This is a genomic window from Clostridium sp. OM02-18AC (assembly GCF_003481825.1).
Classification (GTDB): Bacteria; Bacillota; Clostridia; order Lachnospirales; family Lachnospiraceae; genus Brotaphodocola.
The window spans coordinates 1-24,021 of sequence record NZ_QULW01000015.1; the positions used below are offsets into that span (position 1 = coordinate 1).

Consider the following 24,021-nt stretch of genomic DNA (forward strand, 5'->3'; position numbering starts at 1 on the left):
GTGCAAGAGTAAACTCCACCGCCCTTTGGAGAAGTGGAATTTAAATTTTCATTTTAGGCGAGAAAATCTGTAAATAATGATTCTTTTCATAATAAAAAGAATGTGGTATACTTAAACTAACTATGCAACCAAATGAGACAGCTTCAGTCACAATGCATGATGACTGAAGCTGTCTGATGTTACAGAGACATATCACTGTGCAGGTTTGTCTGCAGCGGTGAGACAGCAACAGAAAGAAATGAACATGAAATTAAACAGACACAATACAGTTTGGAAAAGCCACAGGCTGCCGAAATGTCTGCTGGCAGTATTTCTTGGTGCATCCGTGTTTCTTAGTGGATGCGGACCGGCTGAAGGAAGCCAGGGCGCCTTTGATGCTTCTTCGGAAGAAAATGGGAAATTAAAGGTGGCGGTGACTCTGTTTCCGTACTATGATTTCGTGCGGCAGATTGCTGGTGACCAGGTAGACCTTCAGATGGTCATTCCGGCAGGCATGGACAGTCACTCATTTGAGCCAACCCCGGCTGACATCCGGACAATCCAGCATGCGGATGTGCTGATCAGCAACGGCGGAACCATGGAACACTGGCTGGAGGATACCTTGGGGGCCCTGGATACCTCCAACATGACGATTGTTACTATGATGGATTATGTAGATACCGTAGAAGAGGAAATCGTGGAAGGCATGGAAGATGCCGGGCACGATCACGACCATGATCATGTGCATTCCCATACAGACAGTGATGATCACGACCACAGTCACGAGACGCCGGAGGAACACGCGGCGCATGCACAGGAAGTTGACGATCACGACCACAGTGGAGAGACACCGGAGGAGCATGCAGCGCATGCCCAGGAGACCGACGATCATGATCATAGTGACTACGTGGATCACGATGGTCATGAAGAAACGATTGAGTACGACGAGCACATCTGGACTTCGCCGGTGAATGCCATGAAGCTGGTGGATGTGATCGGAGAAACACTGGCAGAGGCAGATCCGGCACATGCAGAGGTATTTCGGCTGGGGGCTGAAAATTACAAAAAGGAACTGGAAGAGATCGATGCAGGCTTCCGTGAGGTGTCCAGAAATCGCAAACGAAACATGATCGTGATGGGTGATAAATTCCCATTCCGCTATCTGGCGGATGAATACCAGCTGGATTACCGGGCGGCTTTCTCGGGCTGCAGTTCCGACACGGAGCCGAGCGCAAAAACGATCGCCTATCTGATCGACAAGGTAAAAGAAGAACAGATTCCAGTGGTATACTACCTGGAACTGAGCAGTCACCGGGTATCTGAAATCATTGGAGAAGAAACCGGGGCAGAGCCGCTGCTTCTTCACTCCTGTCACAATGTTACCAGGGCGCAGTTTGATTCCGGCATTACGTACGCGGAACTGATGCGCCAGAATATCGAAAATTTAAGAAAAGGAATTGACTGATGAATCCGATTATCAAATGCGAACATGCTGATTTTGGATATGAAAACCAGGACGCGGTTGTTGATCTGAATCTGGAAATTTATCCGGGAGATTATCTCTGCGTAGTAGGGGAAAACGGCTCGGGAAAGAGTACGCTCATTAAGGGCATGCTGGGCCTTTTAAAGCCAACGGGCGGAACGCTTACTGTGGCAGATGATCTGAAACGTGGCGGGATTGGTTATCTTCCCCAGCAGACCGCGGCTCAGAAGGATTTCCCGGCTACCGTGCAGGAAGTTGTACTGTCCGGAACCTTAAGCCGCAGGGGAAACCGTCCATTCTATTCTATGGCGGAACGGAAACTTGCAGCGCATAATCTGGAACGCCTGGGCATTGAACATCTGAAAAATAAATGTTACCGGGAACTTTCCGGAGGTCAGCAGCAGCGTGTCCTGATCGCGCGTGCCCTCTGTGCCACGGAACAGCTTCTGATCCTGGACGAGCCGATCACTGGTCTTGATCCGTCCGCAATCCAGGACTTTTATCATCTCGTTAAGAAGCTGAATAAAGAAGACGGGATCACCATCATCATGGTATCCCACGATATTGGCAATGTCATCAGCCAGGCCAACAAGATCCTGCATCTTCACCGGAACGTTGTATTCTGCGGAACAGCAGAAGAATACAAAAAAAGTGTGGCCGGCAAAGAATTTCTGGGAGGTGAAGAGGCATGAGTATGATTCTGGAAATGCTTTCCTATCCGTTTGTGGTTCGCGCCCTGGTAGGCGGAATCCTGGTATCGCTTTGCTCCGCCCTGCTGGGTGTCAGTCTGGTGTTAAAGCGCTATTCCATGATCGGAGACGGCTTATCCCACGTTTCCTTTGGTGCGTTATCCATCGCCATTGCCGTGGGCTGGTCTCCGCTTAAGGTATCAATCCCGCTTGTTGTGCTGGCAGCCTTTTTCCTGCTCCGCATCACTGAAAACGGAAAAGTGAAGAGCGATGCAGCCATTGCCATGATCTCCGCAAGCTCCCTTGCCCTTGGCATTATTGTCACTTCCCTGACAACTGGTATGACAACCGATGTCAGCAGTTACATGTTCGGAAGCATTCTTGCGATGAGCCGTGAGGACGTTATCTTAAGCGCAGTACTTTCTATCATTGTGCTATGCTTGTTTGTATTCTGCTACAACAAACTGTTTGCTGTAACTTTCGATGAAAACTTTGCGAAAGCGACCGGCGTGCGGGTGGAGTTATACAATGTTCTGATCGCTGTTTTAACGGCGGTCACCATTGTACTCGGCATGCGGATGATGGGCGCCATGCTCATTTCCAGCCTGATCATTTTCCCGGCACTGACCTCCATGAGAATCTTTAAAAGCTTCCGCGGTGTAGTCATCTGCTCCGGAGTTCTGGCTGTTGTATGTTTCCTCCTTGGAATTATTTTTTCCTACGGATTTTCCACCCCGGCAGGTGCCAGCGTCGTCATGGTGAATCTGGCTACATTTGTGTTGTTTACGATCGCACAGAGTGTGCTTATGCGCGTTGTAAAGAAATAAACAATATTGCACAGTAAGTCCGAAAGCCCCCGCCCCGCCATACGTAAACGCATTCACGCGAATTTTCGCCCGTTTTGCTCCGTTGCCTATAGATCGTTCCTCCGCTAACTCGCTCACTGCGTTCGCTCAGACAGAGCTCTGAAACGATCGCTATACTCACAAAACGGGCAAAATTCGCTAACGAATGCTTATTACGCATGGCGGGGCGGGTGCTTTCTACTGTACTGGCTCCACTACATACGAAAAACCTGCAGCCACTACTGAAATGGCAGAGATAGGCTAACTATCTGCCGAATCAGTAATGGTTACAGGTTTTTATTCTAGTAAAGCCAGTACACAGGAAACGCAAACCAGCCGGTACAGGATAAGCATTTGTTTGAAAATCCGTGAGTGGGCGAGCATAGCGTTGGAACGGAGACCCTTGTTTGAGCACGCAGCGCGTGCGAGTTTGGGTCGCAGTTCCAACAATAGGCGGCGCAGCCTACGAGCAAAAGGATTTTCACCCAAATGCTTATCCTGTACCGGCTGGCTTGTGTTTCCGTATCTACAGAGACTTACTGTGCAATATTGTTTATATAAAGAAGATTTCCCTTGCCAATGCAGCATAAAAATGGTATGTTATAAGCAAAGCAGGAACATTCTTTTAGCCACAGCATGGGAACCTCTATTTCACCGTGCGGTTTATCTATTTTCTATGGCATTGCCATTCTGAACAATCTACTGGAATTTTTCTATGCTTGAGAAACCACGAAACAATCAAACAGGGAATTCCAGAAGAGAAGAACAGAAAAAGCTGGAATTCTCACCTGGAAACAATTGTGTTAAACATCAACAAAGGGCATAATGTGGCATTAATGGAAAAATGCAGGGAGCTTCATGATTATTCAACGTTTGTAGCGTTGGTACGCGAAAAGCAGAAAAGCGGTCTCCCGCTGGTTCTGGCAGTGAATGATGCAATGGAGGAATGTATCAAAAATGATGTGCTGGCAGATTTCCTGCGAAAAAATCGTGCGGAGGTGTTAAAAGTGAGCATCTATGAATACGATGAAGAGCGAAATTATCAATTACTGCAAAAACAATACAGAAATGCTGGATTAGCAGAGGGTCGGGAAGCTGGTCTTGCGGAGGGTCATAAAGCTGGACTGGAAGAGGGGCAGCTTCTGGAACAGGTTCGGCTTATTGTAAAGAAAATGCAGAAAAACGATTCCGTATTACGGATCGCAGAAACTCTGGAATTGGACGAAGCCTTTGTGCAGCTTATTTGCCAGATTGCAAAACAAATGGCACCGGATTATGATGTTGAAAAAGTAATGGAGCTTTATCAAAAGAAAAATATGGGCTCTGACGAACAATAGAAGAAGTGTATTCTTAATACACAGGTCATGAAAAACGAAAACGACTGCTTTCTCATGTGGTTTGACATGAAAGGGCAGTCGTTTTTGGTGTATTGCATGTCGAGGAGGCGTCAGTGACGTGTCCAATAATTTTTACAGGAAAAGAATTATTGCAGGTTCAGCATAACCGATGCGTAGAACACTCCGCCCTTCCACTCAAAGCGTGCATCGCCTTTGTAGCGTTTCGCAATATAACGCACGGATTCCGTTCCGATTCCGTTTCCAGGGTGTTTGCTGGAGAGAAGCTTTTGTCCATCCCAGACTGGACGATAGAAGCTGGAATTGTCGACTGCGACCGTGATCGAAGACATCTGGTTTTGCTGGATCAGAACGCGGATAAAGGGATCGCTGACCTGCGCTTTGCAGGCTTCGAGGGCATTTTCCAGAAGATTTCCGATCAGGACGCAAAAGTCGGTTTCCGGGATGGGCAGTTTTTCCGGCAGTTCGATTTTGAGTGTTATGGGTATGGAATATTGTTTTGCCTGGTCTGCATAATAGGAGAGGACAGCATTTAAGGCAAGGTTTCCGCAATACAGCTGGTCGGATGAATCGGGAAACTGCTGTTCATATTCCTCCAGGTAATTTTTTAAGGAATCTAAGTCCCCGCGGCTTACCAGGTCACGGATCACGGCCCTGTGCTGACGGAAATCGTGTCTTGCCCTGCGGTTTTCTTTGATGCGTGTCTGGAGCTCTTCGGACTGTTTCCTCTGAATTTTTAACAGATTTTCCATCGCTTTGTTTCGTTCCTGTTCCATGATCTGTTCCTGTAGATTCCGGATAAACAAAAGAATCAGATGGCTGATGAGAAACATGCAGACCAGAAGCAGGATTCTTGCCATAAGTGCATTGTTTTTTATGACCCCGCTGCGGATGTTCCCGGTAAGGAGCAGGACTATGACGGTTGCAGAGCATGGGAGCAGCCAGGCAGTTTTCCAGAATTCCGGCAGCTGCACAGAGAGTAGGTCAGAAAGAATCCCTCTCAAAAACTTTGACATGAAAAATACAGTCATCAGGGTGAGCACCAGGGTGATGATCCCGGCCTGCCAGGTAAGAAATGAAAAATGAAAAATTTTCTGGCAGAGACAAAAGGTTGCAGCCCGGATAACCAGAAGATAATCGATTGTAAATAAAAAAAGAAATGCGGCAATGCCAATATCCGTTTCAACCAAAAATACCATCAGGGCAAACAGGACTGGTATTGCCAGATACTGGGCGGAAACACTGGGCGATCCGAAAATCACGAGCAGGGAAAACAGGCAAAGATAAACGGATTCCCAGACGCACATGATCAGGAAGGATTTTTTGAATGCAAAACGCATGCGGTCGCAGACCGGCAGATAAGCCAATATAAAAAATGGAAATGTGCTGAGAAATTCATTAAAAACCAGTTCAATCATATCGATAACCTCTCCAAAACACGTCTAAGATATGCCTATCATACCATATTTTCCTGGAAAAATCTGTCAAGCTTACAATAGTAATAAAAATTTCTCAATAAGGAAACTTGCGGTTAGCAACAACTAACAAAAATGACAAAATTGCTGCAAAGTTATTGACTGCTAACCGAAGTTAGCCTATACTAATTTAAAGTTAGCGGGCGCTAATGCTTCCGCCTGACTGTATTTGGTGTAAGTGTCAGATTAAATTATTACATCAGTTACAATGCAGCTTCATTTATATACTATAAGAAAAGAAAGAAGATGAGTTATGATGCCACTTACTATGGCGCCGGTTGGACAGGCGAGCAGAATCCACAAGGTTGGAGGAAATGAGGAGTGCAGACGTTTTCTGGAGAATCTTGGTTTCGTGGCAGGAACCGAGGTTACCGTGATCTCAGCGATCGGAGGCAATGTGATCGTGAACATCAAGGATTCCAGAGTCGCAATTAACCAGGATATGGCACGTCACATCATGGTAGCGTAAGTTTCCGTGAGGTACGTAACTATATACAAATGAAAACATATCTGCCAGGATCAAATGGCTGCAGAGGGCCGGAACGGAGAACGCAAAGAATCAGGGCATAAAACTATTAAGAATTCGAACGGAAGCCACGAAGACCCAGGGCGGTGATCAGGCAGTGATCTTTGGGAAAGGAGATTTAAGACGATGACTTTAGGTGATGCAGCAGTTGGAAGTACCGTTGTGGTAACCAAAATCAGTGGTGATGGTGCTTACAAGCGTCGTATTATGGACATGGGTATCACGAAAGGAAGCGAGCTTTACATCAGAAAAGTTGCTCCTCTTGGAGACCCGGTTGAGATTACCGTCAGAGGCTATGAGCTGTCTGTCAGAAAAGACGATGCCCAGTGCGTAGAGGTAAAATAGTTATTGTACGCGGCAGGAAACTTTGGGATTGAAAATTCTGCGCGATACAGTTTTTGTGACAAACAACGAATCATACATAGGACAACATTGAAGAATGAAAGCCAGGATCTGGCTTCAGGGAGGAAGAAAATGGCAATTAAGATTGCACTTGCCGGAAACCCGAACTGTGGTAAAACAACCATGTTCAATGCCCTCACCGGTGCAAACCAGTATGTAGGTAACTGGCCGGGCGTTACGGTAGAGAAAAAAGAAGGCAAATTAAAAACAAAAGGAAAACATGAGGATGTAATCGTAACCGACCTTCCGGGTATTTACTCCATGTCTCCATATACACTGGAGGAGGTTGTCAGCCGTGATTATGTGCTGAAAGAGAACCCGGATGTGATTGTGGACCTTGTGGATTCCACCAACATCGAGCGTAACCTGTACTTAACCACCCAGCTCATCGAGACTGGTGTTCCGGTTGTCATCGCATTAAACATGACCGACCTTCTCGAGAAGAGAGGCATGAAGATCGATGTAGAGCGACTTTCCATGTTAATGAACTGCCCGGTGGTTGAGACCTCCGCATTAAAGCAGACCGGTCTTGACAAGCTGATCGATAAGGCAGTTGAGGTTGCCCACAAGAAAGAGGCAGCACTGCCGAAGGAAATCTTCACCGAGGAGATGGAAAAAGCAGTTGCCAAGGTTGCAGAGGTTCTTCCGGACAGCATCACTGCTGACAAGAAGAGATGGTATGCAGTCAAGTTCCTCGAGAACGACAGCAAGGTTGTTGAGAGCATCGCACTTCCGGCTTCCGCTGCAAGCATCGTTGAGGCAACCAGAAAAGAAATCGAAGAAAAGCATGATGATGATATGGAGAGCATTGTAACCGATGAGCGTTACAAATTCATCCAGAAGGTTGTTTCCTCTTCTGTAAAGAAGGGCAAAGACAAGATGACCGTGTCCGATAAGATCGACCAGATCGTAACCAACCGTATTCTTGGTATTCCGATCTTCATCGCGATCATGTGGGTTGTTTATTACATCTCCGTATCCACCGTTGGTACCTTTGTTACCGACTGGACCAACGATACTTTTGTAGGTGCCATTCAGGATGTTGCAACCAACTTCCTTACTAATGCAGGCGCAAGCGATTTCATCATCAGCCTGGCTGTTGACGGCGTCATCGGTGGTCTGGGTGCCGTCCTTGGATTCATGCCGCAGATGGCAATCCTGTTCTTATTCCTGTCTATCCTTGAGGACTGCGGCTACATGGTACGTATCGCATTCGTTATGGACCGTGTGTTCCGTCACTTCGGACTTTCCGGTAAGAGCTTCATCCCGCTGCTGATTTCTTCTGGCTGCGGCATTCCTGGAATCATGGCTTCCAAGACCATTGAGCAGGATAACGACAGACGTCTTACCATTATGACTGCAACCTTTGTTCCGTGTGGTGCAAAGCTTCCGGTTATCGCTCTTATGGGCGGTGTTATGGCTGGTTACGTAACCGGCTGGGATGTCGCTGGCATGATCACTCCGCTGATGTACTTCATCGGTATCGCAGCAGTTCTGATCGCAGCTATCATGTTAAAGAAAACCAAACCGTTCTCCGGTAAGCCGGCTCCGTTCGTTATGGAGCTGCCACAGTACCACATTCCGTCTGCAAGAACTGTCCTGCTTCACGTTTGGGAGAGACTGAAAGGCTTCTTCATCAAAGCAGGTACCGTACTGTTCTTAGCATGTGTAGTTATGTGGATCTTAAGCACCTTTGGTGTACAGGATGGCGCATTTGGTATGGTTGAGGATTCCGCAGACAGCTTAATGGCTATCATCGGCGGCGCGATCGCACCGCTGTTCGCACCGCTTGGCTGGGGCGAGTGGCAGCCGGTTGCAGCAGCAATCTCCGGCTTCAGTGCAAAAGAGGGTATCGTTTCTACCATGGGCGTTCTTGCAAACGTTGCAGGCGATGTCGAGGATGCAGATACCGTTGCAGCTGGTGTTGGCATGTGGTTCCCAACTGCTCTGGCTGGTTTCAGCTTCCTGCTGTTCAACCTGCTTGATTCTCCATGCCTGGCAGCAATCTCTACCATGGCAAAAGAGATGCAGAGCCGCAAATGGTTCTGGTTTGCAATTGTGTTCCAGAATGTATTTGCTTACGCAGTAACCCTGGTTATTTATCAGGTTGGTTCCTTCTTACTGTATGGCACCTTCGGTGTTGGTACTGTAGTTGGATTCGTTGTATTACTCTTCATGCTCTTCATGCTGTTCCGTCCGGATCCGTATAAAGACCAGAAGACCTACGCAAAGAGATCAGTACAGGCTGCTTCATAACGTTGTAAGAAGCTCTGAAAACAAATGATACATAAGATCTTTACAGCTCCGGCTTTCACCGGCCGGAGCTGCATTCATAGCATGGATACTGTACAAATACAGGAACTGGTGCTAAAATGAAAAGCTGTTTGTCCATGACATTATGATACACTGGAATTACAGAACAGCTAAAAAGTGCTGCTGTCTACACAACCTGTGAACAGCATAGAAAGAAGGGAACGGAAGTGTTAGCAGATATTATCGTAGTGGCCGTCATCGCCGGATATTGTTTCTATGTGATCCGAAAGCGTCACCAGCAGAAAAAATCAGGTGGATGTTCTGGAAGCTGTGCCGGCTGTTCCGGCTGTGCAAGCTGTCATCCTTCCACTCCGAAACCAAAAACAAAATAAGAAACAAACAGATCAGGGCAGTTTTGTCTGCCCTTTCTGTAAAACCATAAGTTAGCAAAAACTAACCAAAATCAACCGGAAAGAGCAAACAACCAAGAGGAGGTATCATATGTCAGCTGAGGCAAAAAAAGGATTTATTATTTCGGAATTGAAGAAGAATGGCTGCCGGATTACCAGCCAGAGAAAACTTTTGATTGATGTGATTTTACAGGATGAGTGCAGCTGCTGCAAGGAAATTTATTATAAGGCAGCAAAACGTGACCCAAGCATTGGCATGGCTACGGTTTACCGTATGGTGAAAACGCTGGAAGAAGCTGGTCTGATTCAGAGAAAAAACATGTATCGGATTGATTACGGTATGGGAGAACATATGGCGTTCGCATGAAATGCAGAAGACGGTTCTGCCTCCGGACTGAAACAGGAAGTTCATTTTCCGGGCGGAGAATCGTGAAAAGGAGTGTTAATGAGAAAGATTATCATTAACATTCCTTTTCTTCCATTATTAATAATTTTTATCAAAAAGACTCTTGAATTTTGAAAAAGAATGCGTTAGAATACCCGATAAACAAAAAAATTACATATGAGGAGGAATCCAGTCATGTTAAAATGTTTAAAAGCTTTCGATGTTAAGAAATCCGGAATTTTTGCAGCAGGTGTTCTGTTTGGCACCGCAGGCGTAAAAGTTCTTGCAAGTGAGGATGCAAAGAAGTTTTATACCAACTGTACTGCAGCTGTTCTTCGTGCAAAGACATGTGTTCTGAACGTAGCAGCAAGCGTACAGGCAAACGCAGAGGACATCTACGCTGAGGCTCAGCAGATCAACGAGGAGCGTGCAGCGAAAGCTGAGGCAGCTGCATTTGCAGATGAGGCAGCTGAGGCTGAAGCAGAAGAAACCGAGGCAGCAGCAGACGCTGAGTAATGCTTGTGTTTTAGGGCGGTATCTGTGACTTGCCGCCCGGTTTTTGCAGGAATGTTACGGTGTTGGATGATACAGAATCGTAACGTGAAAACAGGAAAATGGGGGGATGCAGCAGAAGTGATTGCATCCCTTTTCCTTTGAAATACATACAAAATACATATCCGTAGTGAAAAGAGGGATATCTCATGAAATTTGTAATCAAACATGAAATCCGCGGCAGAATCCGTGTCCAGATCCTGCAGGGCCGCATGAGCTTCGAGCAGGCTGACACTCTGCAGTATTACTTCAACGCGAAGCCATATGCGATTTCTGTAAAAGTACGGGAACGTCTTGGCGAAATGGTCATTCATTTTGACGGAGACCGGAATGAGGTTGTCCGCGATCTGCAGACATTCTCTTATGAGAAGGCAGAGGTCCCGGAGTCTTATCTGCAGAATTCCGGTCGTGCCTTAAACAGTGAATACTGGGACAAGCTGATGACCCGCGTGATCCTGCGTGCAGGAAATATCATGTTCCTTCCGGCCAGCATCCGGGCAGTGATCACGTCGGTGAAATCCGTGAAATATATATGGAAAGGAATCCGTACACTGGCAGCCAGAAAGATTGAAGTTCCGGTTCTGGATGCGACCGCGATTGGCGTTTCGATTATAAGAAGCGACTTCGATACGGCAGGTTCCGTCATGTTCCTGCTTGGTGTTGGTGAAATCCTGGAAGAGTGGACGCACAAAAAATCGGTGGGAGATCTGGCACGCAGCATGTCCTTAAACATCACCAAAGTATGGCTGGTGAGCGATGGACAGGAGGTACTGGTTCCGACCAATACCATCCAGAAAGCAGACCTTGTCCGTGTTCACATGGGCAATGTGATCCCGTTCGATGGCGAAGTGGTCGAAGGAGAAGCCATGGTCAACCAGGCATCCTTAACCGGCGAGTCGGTTCCGGCAGCCAAGACAGCAGGTGCCTCTGTTTATGCAGGCACTGTTGTCGAGGAAGGTGAGATCACCATCCGCGTCAAAGAAACCGGTGGTTCCAGCAAGTTCGACAAGATCGTTACCATGATCGAGGAATCAGAAAAATTAAAATCCTCCCTGGAGGGCAAGGCAGAGCATCTGGCTGATACGCTGGTTCCGTACAGCCTGCTCGGCACGGGTCTTACCTGGCTCATCACCAGAAATACCACGAAGGCACTGTCGATTCTGATGGTTGATTTCTCCTGTGCCTTAAAGCTGGCTATGCCAATTTCTGTTCTTTCCGCAATCCGTGAGGCCAATATGTATGACATTACGGTAAAGGGCGGCAAGTATCTGGAGGCGATGGCCGAGGCAGATACCATTGTCTTTGATAAGACTGGAACCCTGACCAAGGCGCAGCCGACGGTTGTGGATGTAGTATCCTTTAACGAGATGGGCGGCGATGAACTGCTCCGGATCGCGGCATGCTTGGAGGAGCATTTCCCGCACTCCATGGCAAAGGCAGTGGTTGATGCAGCGAAGAAGAAAAACCTGGTTCATGAGGAACTTCACAGCAAGGTGGAGTATATTGTGGCACATGGCATTTCCACAACCCTGGAGGATAAAAATGGCGAGAAGAAAGCCATCATCGGAAGTGCTCATTTTGTCTTTGAAGACGAGAAATGTACCATACCGGAAGGAAAACAGGACGTATTCGATGCCCTTCCGCCGGAATATTCCCATCTGTATCTGGCAATCGACGGTGCCCTGGCAGCCGTGATCTGCATTCAGGATCCGCTGCGTGAGGAGGCGCGCGATGTCATTGCTTCCTTAAAAGAGGCAGGCATCAGCAAGGTTGTCATGATGACGGGCGACAGTGAACGTACGGCAAAAGCGATCGCTGCAAAGGCAGGAGTCGATGAGTACTATTCCGAGGTGCTTCCGGAGGATAAGGCAAGCTTTGTGGAGAAAGAAAAGAATGCAGGTCGCAAGGTCATCATGATCGGTGACGGAATCAATGATTCCCCGGCACTTTCCGCAGCGAATGTGGGTATTGCCATCAGCGATGGTGCGGAGCTTGCGAGAGAGATCGCAGATGTAACGATTGGTGCGGACAACCTCTACGAGGTGGTAACATTAAAACTGATCAGCAATCATCTGATGAAGCGGATCAACTGGAACTACCGCACGATCGTAGGGTTTAATGCAGGTCTGATCGCGCTTGGCGTTCTTGGCATTCTGCCGCCTGCCACCTCTGCGCTTTTGCACAATACTTCGACACTTCTGATCAGCTTAAAGAGCATGCGGAATCTGCTTCCGGAATAAAGCGGGTGTCTGCTTTTCCGGAGAAGAAGTTTTTTATATGGAGAAATTCGAACAACGTCAGAATGAAAAGATGTATTGAGAATTTTTTTATAGAAACAATTCGTACAACTTCGGAAAAGTGCTGGACTTGCATGGGATTATCGTTTATGATTATAGTATTCGCAGCCCGTTTTTTCGTTTGTCAGACTTGCTGCGGTATCCCATGATGGGACAGGAGGTTGTTGTTGTATGCACGAATCAGGGGAGAACTATCTGGAAACAATACTGATGATCAAAGAAAAAAAAGGAGTTGTGCGTTCCATTGACGTGGCACGTGCGCTGAATTTTAGTAAGCCGAGTGTCAGCAGGGCCATGGGACTTTTACGTGACCAGGGTTTCATTTCCATGGAGCAGGGTGGCGACATCCAGCTTACCGAGGAAGGGCTTGTCAAGGCAAAGTCTATTTACGCACGCCATTTGCTCCTCACTGCATTCCTGCAGGAGGTAACGGGTGTTTCTGAGGAAATGGCAGAGGAGAATGCCTGCCGCATGGAGCACATCCTGGATCAGGAAGTGGTTGACGGCATCAGTGCTTATATGGAAAAAAGAAAATAAAGGTTACCGGTCCCATATGTATAACCAGTAACCAGCAATAACATGATATGCCGGGCACAACCTGCCCGGCATATTGACATTCTGGACATTTTGTGACAGAATGGGAAACGATAGCGATAGCAGCTGCTAACAGCTGCTTGACAGAGCATAAAGAAAAGAAGGGATCATCATGACAAAGATTGATATTATTTCCGGCTTTTTAGGCGCAGGAAAAACAACATTTATTAAGAAGCTTTTACAGGAGGCCATCAAGGGTGAGCAGGTTGTCCTGATCGAGAACGAGTTTGGTCAGATCGGCATTGACGGCGGATTCTTAAAGGATTCCGGCATCGAGATCCGTGAGATGAACTCCGGCTGTATCTGCTGCTCTCTGGTAGGAGATTTCGGAAAATCCCTGGAAGAGGTACTGACCAAGTACAAACCAGAGCGTGTTATCATCGAGCCGTCAGGTGTTGGCAAGCTTTCTGACGTTATGAACGCAGTGCGCGATGTGGCAAAGAACCTGGATGTAAAACTGAACAGTGCAGTAACCATCGTAGATGCAACCAAGTGCAAAATGTATATGAAGAACTTTGGTGAGTTCTTCAACAACCAGATCGAAAATGCAGGAACCATCGTTATGAGCCGTACCGATGTGGCAGATTCCAAGAAGGTTTTAGCCGATGTTGATCTGCTTCGCGAGCACAATAAGGATGCAAGCATCGTGACCACTCCGATCGACCAGCTGACCGGTGCACAGCTTTTAGAGCTGATTGAAAAGCCGGACACCATGATGGAAGAACTGCTGGCCCAGGTAAAGGAGGAGCACGCACACCACCATCACCACGAGCATGGCGAGCACTGCGGCTGTGGCTGCGAGGATCATGACCACGATCATGAGCACCATCATCACGACCATGACGAGGAGTGCGGCTGTGAGGACCATGACCACGATCATGACCACGATCATGAGCACCATCATCACGACCATGATAAGGAGTGCGGCTGTGAGGACCATGACCACGATCATGAGCATCATCATCACGCCCATGATGAGAAATGCGGATGCGGCTGCCATGACCACGACCATCACCATCATCATCATGCAGACGAGGTATTCAGCAGCTGGGGGCTTGAGACCATCGATGCCTGCAGCAAGGAAAATCTGACTGCAATTCTGGAAGAACTGGCTTACGGCAATGAATACGGTGATGTTCTCCGTGCAAAAGGCATGCTTCCGAGCGAGAAGGAAGGCGAGTGGTACTATTTTGATATGGTGCCGGAGCAGTATGAGATCCGCACCGGAGCACCGGATTATACCGGTAAGGTATGTGTCATCGGTGCCAACTTAAAGGAAGACGAATTAAAGAAAGCATTTGGAAGAAACTAATTGCCCAAATAGATCAGAAGAAGGCGCTGAATGCATCAGCGCTTTCTTAAAAAGAAAAAAGGACAGGTACAAAATATGGGACCAATGATTGACGATGAAGTAACGCCGGTATTCTTGATCAATGGATTTTTGGAAGCCGGAAAAACCGAGTTTTTGTCCTTCACAATGGAACAGGATTATTTCCAGACAGAGGGAAAGACCCTTTTGATCGTTTGTGAGGAAGGCGACACGGAATACGATGATGCCCTTTTAAAAGATACAAAGACTTCCGTTGTATATGTAGACAGTTTAGACCAGATCACACCAGAGCAGTTAACCGATCTGGAACTTTTGCATCAGCCGGAGCGTGTGCTGATCGAGTGGAATGGCATGTGGAATCAGGATGATTTAAAGCTCCCGAAAGACTGGACCATTTATCAGCAGATCACCATCATCGATATGTCTACGTTAGATCTGTATGTGAAGAATATGAAGTCTCTGTTAAATGCGATGGTGAAAAATTCTGAACTTATCATCTGTAACCGCTGCGACGGCATTGATGATCTGGAACGTTATAAGCGCATGCTCAAATCCATGAACACCAAGTGTGAAATTGTTTTTGAGGATGAAAATGGCGAGATCGATGAGATTTCGGAAGAAGATCTTCCGTATGATATGAAGGCTGATGTCATCAAGATCAGTCCGGAGGCTTATGGCATCTGGTATATTGACTGTATGGACAAGCCAGAACGTTATAAGGGCAAAGTTGTGGAATTTACTGCTATGGTCATGAAATCTCCGAATTTTCCGAAGAACTATTTTGTGCCGGGACGTATGGCTATGACCTGCTGTGCAGAGGATATGACATTTCTGGGTTACATCTGCAAGTCCAAGGAAGCCAGAAACCTGGAAACCAGACAATGGGTCACTGTACGGGCCAGAGTTGAGATTGAGTACTGGCAGGATTATAATGGCGAGGGACCGGTGCTTTATGCAGAGGAAGTTGTTCCGGCACAGCCGATCAAAGATGTAGTACAATTTGGATAACCATGATGACCAGGACAGCGACTAAAACCTCAAAGTCTTTTATTGCTGCAAAAAAGAAGAATGGGGATGGGCAAAAAAATTAAGATCAGAAGAGTAAGCTCCTGGAGTATAGGCATTACCGTGTTTGTGGCGGCTCTGTTTCTGATTATTTCCATGATCAGTGAGCGGGAGTTTTTGATTCTGCATGACACGACGGAACCGTATATCCAATGTGAGCGGGCAGCAAAGCAGCTGCAGGATGGTTCCGATTACCTGACGGAGCAGGTTCGGCTTTATGCCATGACCGGTCAGCGCACCTATATGGAATTGCCCTGATTCTGGTAGATGTAGATACCTTTAAATCGGTGAATGATACTTATGGGCATGCAACAGGGGATGAAATCCTGAAAAAGGTAGCAGACACCCTGCAGAAAGCATTTCGAAGCATTGATTATGTATGCAGGATCGGCGGGAATGAGTTTGCAATTGTCATGGTGGAAATGACCAGCGATTTAAACTATACGATCGAAGACAAGATTGCCGCTGCAAATGAACGTCTTGCTTCTGGAGCGGATGCAAGATATATGGGTCATAAAAGTATGGACGATAACAGATAACGGATTTAAAAAACGGAGTTTTGCGGTTTTGCAAAACTCCGTTTTTCATCGTGTGTGCCTGGCGGAGCACGTTTCCAATTTGAAATGGTTGTTCATGTTGCTGGGCATGCATGCGTGAACAGCAACAAATATTTTTTGGATCAGATATCAGATTACTCGATGGTAGTTCCGGCCTTACCGTTTACGGCTTCTTCCGCTTTTGCCATGGTTGTGATGATGGCACTGCGGCCCTTTCCGGACTTGATGAAAGAAACAGCAGCATCAATCTTAGGAAGCATGGAAGTTTCACCGAACTGACCTTCAGCAGCATATTTCTCTGCATCTTCCACAGTCAGGTGGGAGAGTGGGGCCTCTTCCGCTTTTCCATAGTTTAAGCTTACCTGTGCAACATCGGTCAGGATCATGAGAACATCGGCATCGATCTCTTTTGCGAGGAGTCCGCTGACGGAATCTTTTTCGATGACAGCACTGGCACCGCGCAGTTCACTGCCCTGTTCCAGAACCGGAATACCGCCACCGCCGCAGGAAATGACGATCTGATCAGCATCCATTAAGGTGCGGATGGTATCGATCTCGACAATACCAACTGGTTTGGGTGCAGATACGATACGCTGCCAGCCCTTGCCTGGAATTTCGGTAACATAATTGCCTTTTGCCTCTTCCGCATCGGCCTCTTCTCTGGTCATATAACGACCTACCTTCTTGATTGGATTGTAGAAGGATTCATCGTAAGGGTCAACCATAACCTGGGTAAGTACGGTGGATACCGGCTTATAGATACCACGTTTTAACAGCGTGGAACGGATCCCATTCTGAAGGTCGTAGCCGATGTAGCCCTGGCTCATGGCAGAGCAGACAGACATGGGAGCAGGAGTATAACCTTCTCCTTCATGGTTAAAACAAAGCTCATTCATAGCGGTGTGGATCATGCCTACCTGAGGTGCATTGCTGTGAACGACAGCGACCTGCCAGCCATTCTGGATGAAATCCGCAATTAATTTTGCGGTGGAAGCTACTGCTTTTTTCTGCTCCGGGAGATTGGTACCAAGAGCGTCGTGACCAAGCGCAATAACAATTCTTTTCTTTGCCATATGATTGAACCCTTTCTGTATGTAGTTTTTTATTTAGGTAGTCCCTGTTTGGATTCATTATAGTGTTTCTGCTTGAAAATTGCAACCGGTTTGTGGTATAGTGAAATAGTTATAGGAAAAAGGATGACATTGTTGAAAAATTAGTCCGTGGATGCGCCATTGGTGCCTTACGGATACGCAATCCAATGAAATATGTATAAGAAAACACGGAAGAAACGATTGAAAATGGAAGCGTTCCAGACTGCATGTTTGCTGCTTGGACCGCTTGTCTTTTATGAACTGTGTACAGAGGCAGCCATGGCAGGCTGTTCTTTGTTTGCGGAACATGCGAAAAATGCACAGATCCGTTCCCTGCTGTCAGGATCGGAAGCCGGTCTTGTGGTGACTGGGGCAGGTGCGCTTCTGGCATTTCCCGTTTTGTTCTCCGTATACCGGAATCTGACAAAAATGCAGGTTCTGGCACAAAACGCAGGAATGCTGCAGCTGCAGAAATCAACGCAGAGAACAGCGGGTGAAACACTGCAGAAAACAGAAAAAAACAGGTCTGACGGGAGAAATCGCTTTATGGAAGGCTGTTTTTTTGCTGCACTGACCGGGATTGGGGCATGTCTGTGCCTGAATATGGTGCTGCAGGTACTTTTTGCACCGTCAACAGGCTGGAGCCGTGTGCAGGAAACCATATACCGCACACCAGGTGCGCTCCGGATCCTGATCACGGTGGTGCTTACGCCATTGACGGAAGAACTGATATTTCGGGGATTTATCCATAAGGGACTGTGCATGTATATGGGGACGCGCCTGTCCGTGATTTTTTGTGCCTTGCTGTTTGGACTGTATCATGGAAATCTCGGTCAGGGAGTGTATGCTTTTTTGCTGGGTATTTGCCTGGAACTGGTGACGGTCTGGAGCGGCAGGCTGGCTCCGGCGGTATTTCTGCATGCAGGAGCAAATATGGCTGCAGCGGCATTTTCCGTGGCAGCCGCTTATGTAAGGCAGGTATCCCAAATTCCATCGCTTCCGGACAGGCTTTCTTTTGGAAATCTGCCGGTCCTGCAGACCCAGACAGCGGTAATTTTGGCAGCAGCTGGCTTTTTGGTGGCTGTCACATCGTTATATAAAACCAAGGAGGTTTTTGAAAAAGTATGAAATTATTATCGATAGCAATTCCATGTTACAATTCTGAAGGCTATATGAGAAACTGTATCGAGTCTTTGCTTCCGGGCGGAGACGAGGTAGAAATCCTGATCGTGGATGACGGCTCCACGAAGGACAATACGGCTCAGATCGCAGACGAGTACGAGGCACGTTATCCTGGTATCTGCAAGGCCATCCACCAGGAAAACGGAGGTCACGGTGAGGCAGTCAATGCCGGTCTTAGGGCAGCGACCGGTGTCTATTTTAAAGTGGTAGACAGCGATGACTGGGTCAATGAGGAGGCATATAAAGAAGTTCTGCAGACGCTTAGAAGCTTTGTCATGGGCAACCAGACCCTGGATATGCTTATCACTAACTTTGTCTATGAGAAGCAGGGGGCAAAGCACAAACGGGTCATGCAGTACCGTACGGCACTTCCAAAGCGTCAGCTTTGCACCTGGAAAGATGTAAAGGTATTTATGCTGGGTCAGTATATTCTGATGCATTCGGTCATTTACCGTACGCAGATGTTAAAGGAGTGTGGCCTGGAACTGCCGAAGCACACCTTCTATGTCGATAATATTTTCGTATTCCAGCCGCTTCCGTATGTAAAGACATTTTATTATCTGGATGTAAATTTTTACCGGTATTTCATCGGAAGACAGGACCAGTCAGTCAACGAGCAGGTCATGATCGGGCGTATCGACCAGCAGCTTTTGGTAACCCGTCTGATGCTGGGGTATTACCATGATGCGAAGATCACAAATTACAAGCTGCGTCATTATATGGTGCGCTACCTCGAGATCATGATGACGATCTGCTCCATTCTTGCCATTAAGTCTGGAACCGATGAAAATATGGAGAAGAAAAAACAGCTTTGGAAGGATTTGAAGGAGCAGGATTTTGCCCTTTATATGCGCCTGCGCTGGGGCTTCTTAGGTCAGAGCATGAATCTGCCTGGAAAGAGCGGACGCACCGTATCCATTGCCGGTTATAAGATCAGCCAGAAATTCTTCGGATTTAACTAAATCCCTTGGCTGGGCACGCATGTGCGAACAGGAACGAAACTTTTATAAAGTTTAGGAAAAATTTAGAATTGACGATAGTTTTAAAATAGTGTATCATTATTTCGTTCATACTTTACTGAGAAAAAGTAATAATGAAAGATACCGGTACACGTGTTTGTATCTGTTTCTTACTTGAAACAGGGTGGTTTCAAAAGAGAAATGAAGGTCCGTCCCTGAATGGGATGGACCTTTTTTTTCTGTAAAATCAGAGTGAGCATATCGCGTATCTGAAGGTGATCTGATTTCTGAATGTACAGGGCGACTGCCGACAGCAGGTCTTATGCATTTGGTGTCTGAAAATCAAAATCTGTAACTGGGAAGCTCTATACGGAACAGTTACCAAAACTCTTAATACATAGGGTGTCTGCCGACAGCAGGTTCTTTGTATGCCAAAAATTCCAAAACAAAACAGGTAGTATCAAAACAGGTATCGTGACTGTGTCTGTACTTGTATGCAGGACAGTTACCATTTATCACAAGGGAAAGGGGTTAAAAGGTATATGAAAACCTACAAAAAACTCATGAATGCCCTCGCAGGACTGGAAAAACTGGTGCTGGAAATCGCAACCGTGCTCATTCTTGTTCTGACCGTGGGAAATGTATTTTCACGAAAAGTCATTCATCAGTCCTGGTCTTTTACCGAGGAACTGGTTGTTGCAGTTTTTGTACTGATCACGCTGCTTGCAGCAGCACTGGCATGCCGTGACGGCGAACTGGTCAATTTAACACTTCTGACTGACCGTCTTCCGGCACAGGCAAGAAAGGGATTTCTGCTTCTGAGCACGATCCTTTCTGTAGCCTTCACCGCAGTTTTATTCAAGTATGGTCTGGATAAGGTCATCACCCAGATGCAGAACGGCAAGCGCACGTTCGTGCTGAACTGGCCGGAGTGGATCTTCTGGTCCTTCGTGCCGATCGGCGCAGCCTGCATGATCCTGCATTTTATCGAATTTTATCTGGACAGCTGTGGAAAGGAGGGCGATGACAAATGATCAGTGCGGTACTGTTTATCTCATTTTTCATTTTCCTGATCATGGGTATCCCGATCGGAATCTGCCTCGGACTTTCCTCCGTTTGTGCGATCCTGTATTCCGGGACATCCTTAACGATCGTTGCAACCAACATGTATTCCGGTATCAGCAAGTTTTTGCTGCTTGCCATTCCGTTCTTTGTACTGTCCGGTAACATTATGGCGAAGGCAGGCATTTCCAAACGTCTGATCAAATTCGTGAATACCTGTGTCGGACACAGAAGAGGCGGTATCGCGATCGTGTGCGTTATCGTAGCCTGCTTCTTCGGTGCGATCTCCGGTTCTGGCCCGGCAACCGTGGCTGCACTGGGCGCCGTGCTGATCCCGGCTATGATCGAGCAGGGCGGCTTCTCCGCTCCGTTCTCCGCGGCTCTTATGGCAACCGCCAGCTCCATCGCGATCGTCATTCCACCGAGTATCGCATTCGTGGTATATGCATCCATCACCGGCGTTTCCATCGCAGATATGTTTACTGCAGGTATCGTTCCGGGCATCTTAATGGGTGTGGCTCTGGTCATCGTGGTTATGATCGAGGCGCGCAAAAATAACATTCAGTCCAGCCAGAAACGTGCAAGCGGCAAGGAACGCTGGGAAGCATTTAAGGATGCATTCTGGGGTCTGCTGATGCCGGTCATCATCCTGGGGGGGATTTACGGCGGTATCTTTACCCCGACTGAGGCAGCAGCCGTTTCTGTTGTATACGGTCTGTTTGTTGGTATTTTCATTTATAAAGAAGTTACCTTTAAGGATTTAAGAGGACTTTTGGTAGAATCCGGAAAGACCACCGGCGGCATCATGCTGATCGTAGCCAGTGCGTCTCTGTTCTCTTTTGTATGTACCAAGTTTGGTATCGCACAGGCGGCATCCGACCTGCTTGGAAGCATTGCACACAACCAGTTCACCTTCCTTCTGATCGTGAACGTGATCTTCCTGATCGCAGGCTGCTTCATCGATGCAAACTCTGCGATGTACATCTTCATTCCGATCATGCTGCCGGTATGTAAGGCACTCGGATACGATGTCGTTGCCTTTGGTATCGTTGCAACCGTAAACCTGGCGATCGGACAGGTAACCCCGCCGGTTGGCGTAAACTTATTTGTTGCAATCTCTGTCAAGCTGAAAAAGGGTATGGAGGTCGATATTCCGAAGATTTCCCGTGCGGTTATGCCGATGATCGGCGCATCCGTGATTGTCCTGCTTCTGATCACCTATGTGCCGGTTGTGTCCACCTTCCTGCCGAAGGCACTGGCCGGGGATTCCTACAGCGGGGCAGTTACTGCTTTGGCAGATAGTGATCAGAGCACAGCAGCAGATGGTGGAAGCGCAGACTTTGACACCATTGGCGATTACAGTGACTTAGACTGGAAAGAGCAGACCTGGAACTTTACCTGTTCTACCACCGAGACCAGTACCTGGGCTGAGGGCGGACGGAAGTTCGGCGAACTCATGGAAAAGGCAACCGGAGGCAAGGTAAAGGTCAATGTTTACGCAGCTGACCAGCTGACCAACGGAAACCAGTCCGAGGGTATCCAGGCACTGATGAACGGAGATCCGGTTCAGATTTCCATGCACAGCAACTTGATCTACTCTGCATTTGACCCGCGCTTTAACGTGGTATCCCTGCCGTATCTGTTTGGCTCTGTCGAAGAGGCAGATGCGATGTTAGACGGCAAGGCCGGTGATATGTTAAAAGACATCTTAAGCGAGTATGGCCTGCACTGCATGGGTATTGCAGAGAACGGCTTCCGCCAGCTGACCAACAGCGTCCGCGAGATCAGATCCGTGGATGATATGAAAAACTTAAAGGTCCGTGTTGCAGGAAGCAACCTGCTGATGGAGTGTTACAAGAGATGGGGCGCAGATGCCACCAATATGAACTGGTCCGAGACCTACACGGCCCTGCAGCAGAAGACCGTAGAGGGCCAGGAGAACCCGCTTCCGGCAATCGACGCAGCAAGCGTACAGGAAGTACAGCCGTATTGCTCCTTATGGAACGCAAACTACGACTGCCTGTTCTTCTGCATCAACCAGAAGATTTATGATGCTCTGACACCGGAGCAGCAGGCTGTGGTCGATGAGGCAGGCCAGAAAGCGGTTGATTATGAGCGTTACATCAACCGTGCCGGTGATGAGGAGATCATGGACCGCTGGCAGAACACCAACGGCGTTACCATTACCAAATACGAGGATATGGATGTAGATTCCTTCAAAAATGCTGTTTCCGGCGTAGCTGAGTGGTATCAGAAAGAGCTGGAGAATCAGGGCTACAAAGATGCAGCAGACCTGATCGCAGTCTTTACCGAGAAATCAGACAGCAGCATCGGTGCGGATTCCGTAGAGGATCACAGTAATCTTGGATGGAAAGAGCAGACCTGGAACTTTACCTGTTCCACCACCGAGACCAGTACCTGGGCCGAGGGCGGACGCAAGTTCGGCGAGCTCGTTGAAAAAGCAACCGGTGGAAAGATCAAGGTGAATGTATACGCGGCAGACCAGCTGACCAACGGAAACCAGTCTGAGGGGATCCAGGCTTTGATCGATGGGGATCCGGTTCAGATTTCCATGCACAGCAACCTGATTTACTCTGCGTTTGACCCGCGCTTTAACGTGGTGTCCCTTCCATATCTGTTTGATTCCGTTGAGGATGCAGACGCCATGCTGGACGGTGAGGCCGGTGAGATGTTAAAAGACATTTTAAGCGAGTATGGCCTGCACTGCATGGGCATCGCGGAGAATGGTTTCCGTGAACTGACTAACAGTGTCCGCGAGATCAAGTCCGTGGATGACATGAAGAACTTAAAAATCCGTGTAGCAGGAAGCAACCTGCTGATGGAGTGCTATAAGAGATGGGGCGCAGATGCCACCAACATGAACTGGTCCGAGACCTACACAGCCCTGCAGCAGAAGACCGTAGAAGGTCAGGAGAACCCGCTTCCGGCAATCGACGCAGCAAGTGTACAGGAAGTACAGCCGTATTGTTCCTTATGGAACGCAAACTACGACTGCCTGTTCTTCTGCATCAACCAGGAAATCTACGACAAGCTGACTCCGGAGCAGCAGGCTGTCATCGACGAGTGTGGCGCTTTAGCTACCCGCTACGAGCGTGAGATCAACCGCGCCGGAGACGAAGAGATCATGAGCCGCTGGAGCAGCAAAAACGGTGTGACCATCACCCCGTATGCAGATCTGGATATCGATTCCTTCAAAAATGCAGTAGACGGAATCGACGACTGGTTCATCAGTGAGCTGAAGGCACAAAATTATAATGATGCCGAGGCACTGGTAGCAGCATTCCGCAAATAAAAAATAAACAATATTGCACAGTAACGAACGAGGGGCGAAAATTCCCGCAGCCGCCATGCATGGCGGCTGCGGGAACTTTCGCCCCTTTGATTTACTGTGCAATATTGTTTAGTGGGCTCTGCGATTGCCTGCGCCAGAAATCTGTGCTATGATGGATGATAAGGATTACAACAGAGCTGTTTGGGAGGAACGATATGAGAAAGTGAAGAAAATTTGT

The 24,021-nt window shown here is 47.7% G+C and carries 22 protein-coding genes; 20 read left to right on the forward strand and 2 right to left on the reverse strand.

The window, feature by feature from the left end:
• Positions 1 to 244 precede the first annotated feature (244 nt).
• The 4 genes from DXB18_RS10985 (at position 245) to DXB18_RS11000 (ending at position 4,333) form a co-directional block, all read left to right on the forward strand.
• Positions 245 to 1,444, forward strand: a complete 1,200-nt coding sequence (locus tag DXB18_RS10985) for a metal ABC transporter substrate-binding protein (protein WP_118707813.1) — start codon at positions 245 to 247, stop codon at positions 1,442 to 1,444.
• Positions 1,444 to 2,154, forward strand: coding sequence for a metal ABC transporter ATP-binding protein (locus DXB18_RS10990; protein WP_118541061.1), 711 nt, complete (start codon positions 1,444 to 1,446; stop codon positions 2,152 to 2,154). Before DXB18_RS10985 ends, DXB18_RS10990 begins: the two co-directional genes overlap by 1 nt.
• Positions 2,151 to 2,978, forward strand: a complete 828-nt coding sequence (locus DXB18_RS10995; RefSeq protein WP_118541059.1) for a metal ABC transporter permease — start codon at positions 2,151 to 2,153, stop codon at positions 2,976 to 2,978. Before DXB18_RS10990 ends, DXB18_RS10995 begins: the two co-directional genes overlap by 4 nt.
• Positions 2,979 to 3,796: 818 nt before the next feature.
• Positions 3,797 to 4,333: a hypothetical protein gene (locus tag DXB18_RS11000; RefSeq protein ID WP_147355242.1), complete on the forward strand. Its 537-nt coding sequence runs from the start codon at positions 3,797 to 3,799 to the stop codon at positions 4,331 to 4,333.
• Between the two features lie 146 nt (positions 4,334 to 4,479).
• On the opposite strand, the gene DXB18_RS11005 is transcribed toward DXB18_RS11000, so the two are convergent.
• A complete protein-coding gene (locus DXB18_RS11005; RefSeq protein ID WP_118707817.1) occupies positions 4,480 to 5,769 on the reverse strand; it encodes a sensor histidine kinase in 1,290 nt (429 codons plus the stop codon).
• Between the two features lie 310 nt (positions 5,770 to 6,079).
• Between DXB18_RS11005 and DXB18_RS11010 the strand changes: the two genes are divergently transcribed.
• From DXB18_RS11010 to DXB18_RS11065, 12 genes are all read left to right on the forward strand, one after another.
• Complete coding sequence (locus DXB18_RS11010) at positions 6,080 to 6,295, forward strand: FeoA family protein (protein WP_347560041.1); 216 nt, start codon at positions 6,080 to 6,082, stop codon at positions 6,293 to 6,295.
• A gap of 183 nt (positions 6,296 to 6,478) precedes the next feature.
• A complete protein-coding gene (locus DXB18_RS11015) occupies positions 6,479 to 6,697 on the forward strand; it encodes a ferrous iron transport protein A (RefSeq protein ID WP_118541053.1) in 219 nt (72 codons plus the stop codon).
• Positions 6,698 to 6,826: 129 nt separating this feature from the next.
• Positions 6,827 to 9,010, forward strand: a complete 2,184-nt coding sequence (gene feoB, locus DXB18_RS11020) for a ferrous iron transport protein B (protein WP_118541051.1) — start codon at positions 6,827 to 6,829, stop codon at positions 9,008 to 9,010.
• A 224-nt stretch (positions 9,011 to 9,234) separates the two neighbouring features.
• Entirely contained in the window at positions 9,235 to 9,399 is a 165-nt protein-coding gene (locus DXB18_RS11025; RefSeq protein ID WP_118541049.1) for a FeoB-associated Cys-rich membrane protein, read from the forward strand.
• 109 nt (positions 9,400 to 9,508) lie between these two features.
• Positions 9,509 to 9,784 (forward strand): transcriptional repressor, encoded by a 276-nt coding sequence (locus DXB18_RS11030; RefSeq protein WP_118541047.1) that lies wholly within the window; start codon positions 9,509 to 9,511, stop codon positions 9,782 to 9,784.
• Positions 9,785 to 9,997: 213 nt separating this feature from the next.
• The gene (locus tag DXB18_RS11035; RefSeq protein ID WP_118541045.1) at positions 9,998 to 10,318 is read left to right on the forward strand and encodes a DUF6110 family protein; all 321 of its coding nucleotides are present in this window, start codon (positions 9,998 to 10,000) and stop codon (positions 10,316 to 10,318) included.
• Between the two features lie 185 nt (positions 10,319 to 10,503).
• Entirely contained in the window at positions 10,504 to 12,594 is a 2,091-nt protein-coding gene (locus DXB18_RS11040; protein WP_118707819.1) for a heavy metal translocating P-type ATPase, read from the forward strand.
• 228 nt (positions 12,595 to 12,822) lie between these two features.
• Positions 12,823 to 13,188: a metal-dependent transcriptional regulator gene (locus DXB18_RS11045; RefSeq protein ID WP_118541041.1), complete on the forward strand. Its 366-nt coding sequence runs from the start codon at positions 12,823 to 12,825 to the stop codon at positions 13,186 to 13,188.
• A gap of 169 nt (positions 13,189 to 13,357) precedes the next feature.
• On the forward strand, positions 13,358 to 14,557 hold the full coding sequence (locus DXB18_RS11050; protein WP_118707821.1) for a CobW family GTP-binding protein: 1,200 nt from the start codon (positions 13,358 to 13,360) through the stop codon (positions 14,555 to 14,557).
• A gap of 75 nt (positions 14,558 to 14,632) precedes the next feature.
• The gene (locus DXB18_RS11055) at positions 14,633 to 15,583 is read left to right on the forward strand and encodes a GTP-binding protein (RefSeq protein WP_118707929.1); all 951 of its coding nucleotides are present in this window, start codon (positions 14,633 to 14,635) and stop codon (positions 15,581 to 15,583) included.
• 66 nt (positions 15,584 to 15,649) lie between these two features.
• Positions 15,650 to 15,898 (forward strand): hypothetical protein, encoded by a 249-nt coding sequence (locus DXB18_RS11060; RefSeq protein ID WP_118707823.1) that lies wholly within the window; start codon positions 15,650 to 15,652, stop codon positions 15,896 to 15,898.
• Positions 15,899 to 15,927: 29 nt separating this feature from the next.
• Positions 15,928 to 16,179, forward strand: a complete 252-nt coding sequence (locus tag DXB18_RS11065) for a diguanylate cyclase (RefSeq protein ID WP_243103367.1) — start codon at positions 15,928 to 15,930, stop codon at positions 16,177 to 16,179.
• A gap of 152 nt (positions 16,180 to 16,331) precedes the next feature.
• Here DXB18_RS11065 and arcC read toward each other — a convergent pair whose 3' ends face one another.
• Positions 16,332 to 17,270, reverse strand: a complete 939-nt coding sequence (arcC, locus tag DXB18_RS11070) for a carbamate kinase (protein WP_118707827.1) — start codon at positions 17,268 to 17,270, stop codon at positions 16,332 to 16,334.
• A 192-nt stretch (positions 17,271 to 17,462) separates the two neighbouring features.
• Between arcC and DXB18_RS11075 the strand changes: the two genes are divergently transcribed.
• The 4 genes from DXB18_RS11075 (at position 17,463) to DXB18_RS11090 (ending at position 23,804) form a co-directional block, all read left to right on the forward strand.
• A complete protein-coding gene (locus tag DXB18_RS11075) occupies positions 17,463 to 18,416 on the forward strand; it encodes a CPBP family intramembrane glutamic endopeptidase (RefSeq protein WP_118707829.1) in 954 nt (317 codons plus the stop codon).
• Complete coding sequence (locus DXB18_RS11080; RefSeq protein WP_118707833.1) at positions 18,413 to 19,432, forward strand: glycosyltransferase family 2 protein; 1,020 nt, start codon at positions 18,413 to 18,415, stop codon at positions 19,430 to 19,432. Before DXB18_RS11075 ends, DXB18_RS11080 begins: the two co-directional genes overlap by 4 nt.
• 539 nt (positions 19,433 to 19,971) lie before the next feature.
• Positions 19,972 to 20,463: a TRAP transporter small permease gene (locus tag DXB18_RS11085; protein WP_118541029.1), complete on the forward strand. Its 492-nt coding sequence runs from the start codon at positions 19,972 to 19,974 to the stop codon at positions 20,461 to 20,463.
• Positions 20,460 to 23,804: a TRAP transporter large permease subunit gene (locus tag DXB18_RS11090; protein ID WP_118707835.1), complete on the forward strand. Its 3,345-nt coding sequence runs from the start codon at positions 20,460 to 20,462 to the stop codon at positions 23,802 to 23,804. The genes DXB18_RS11085 and DXB18_RS11090 overlap by 4 nt, the downstream gene beginning before the upstream one ends.
• The last annotated feature ends 217 nt before the right edge of the window (positions 23,805 to 24,021 follow it).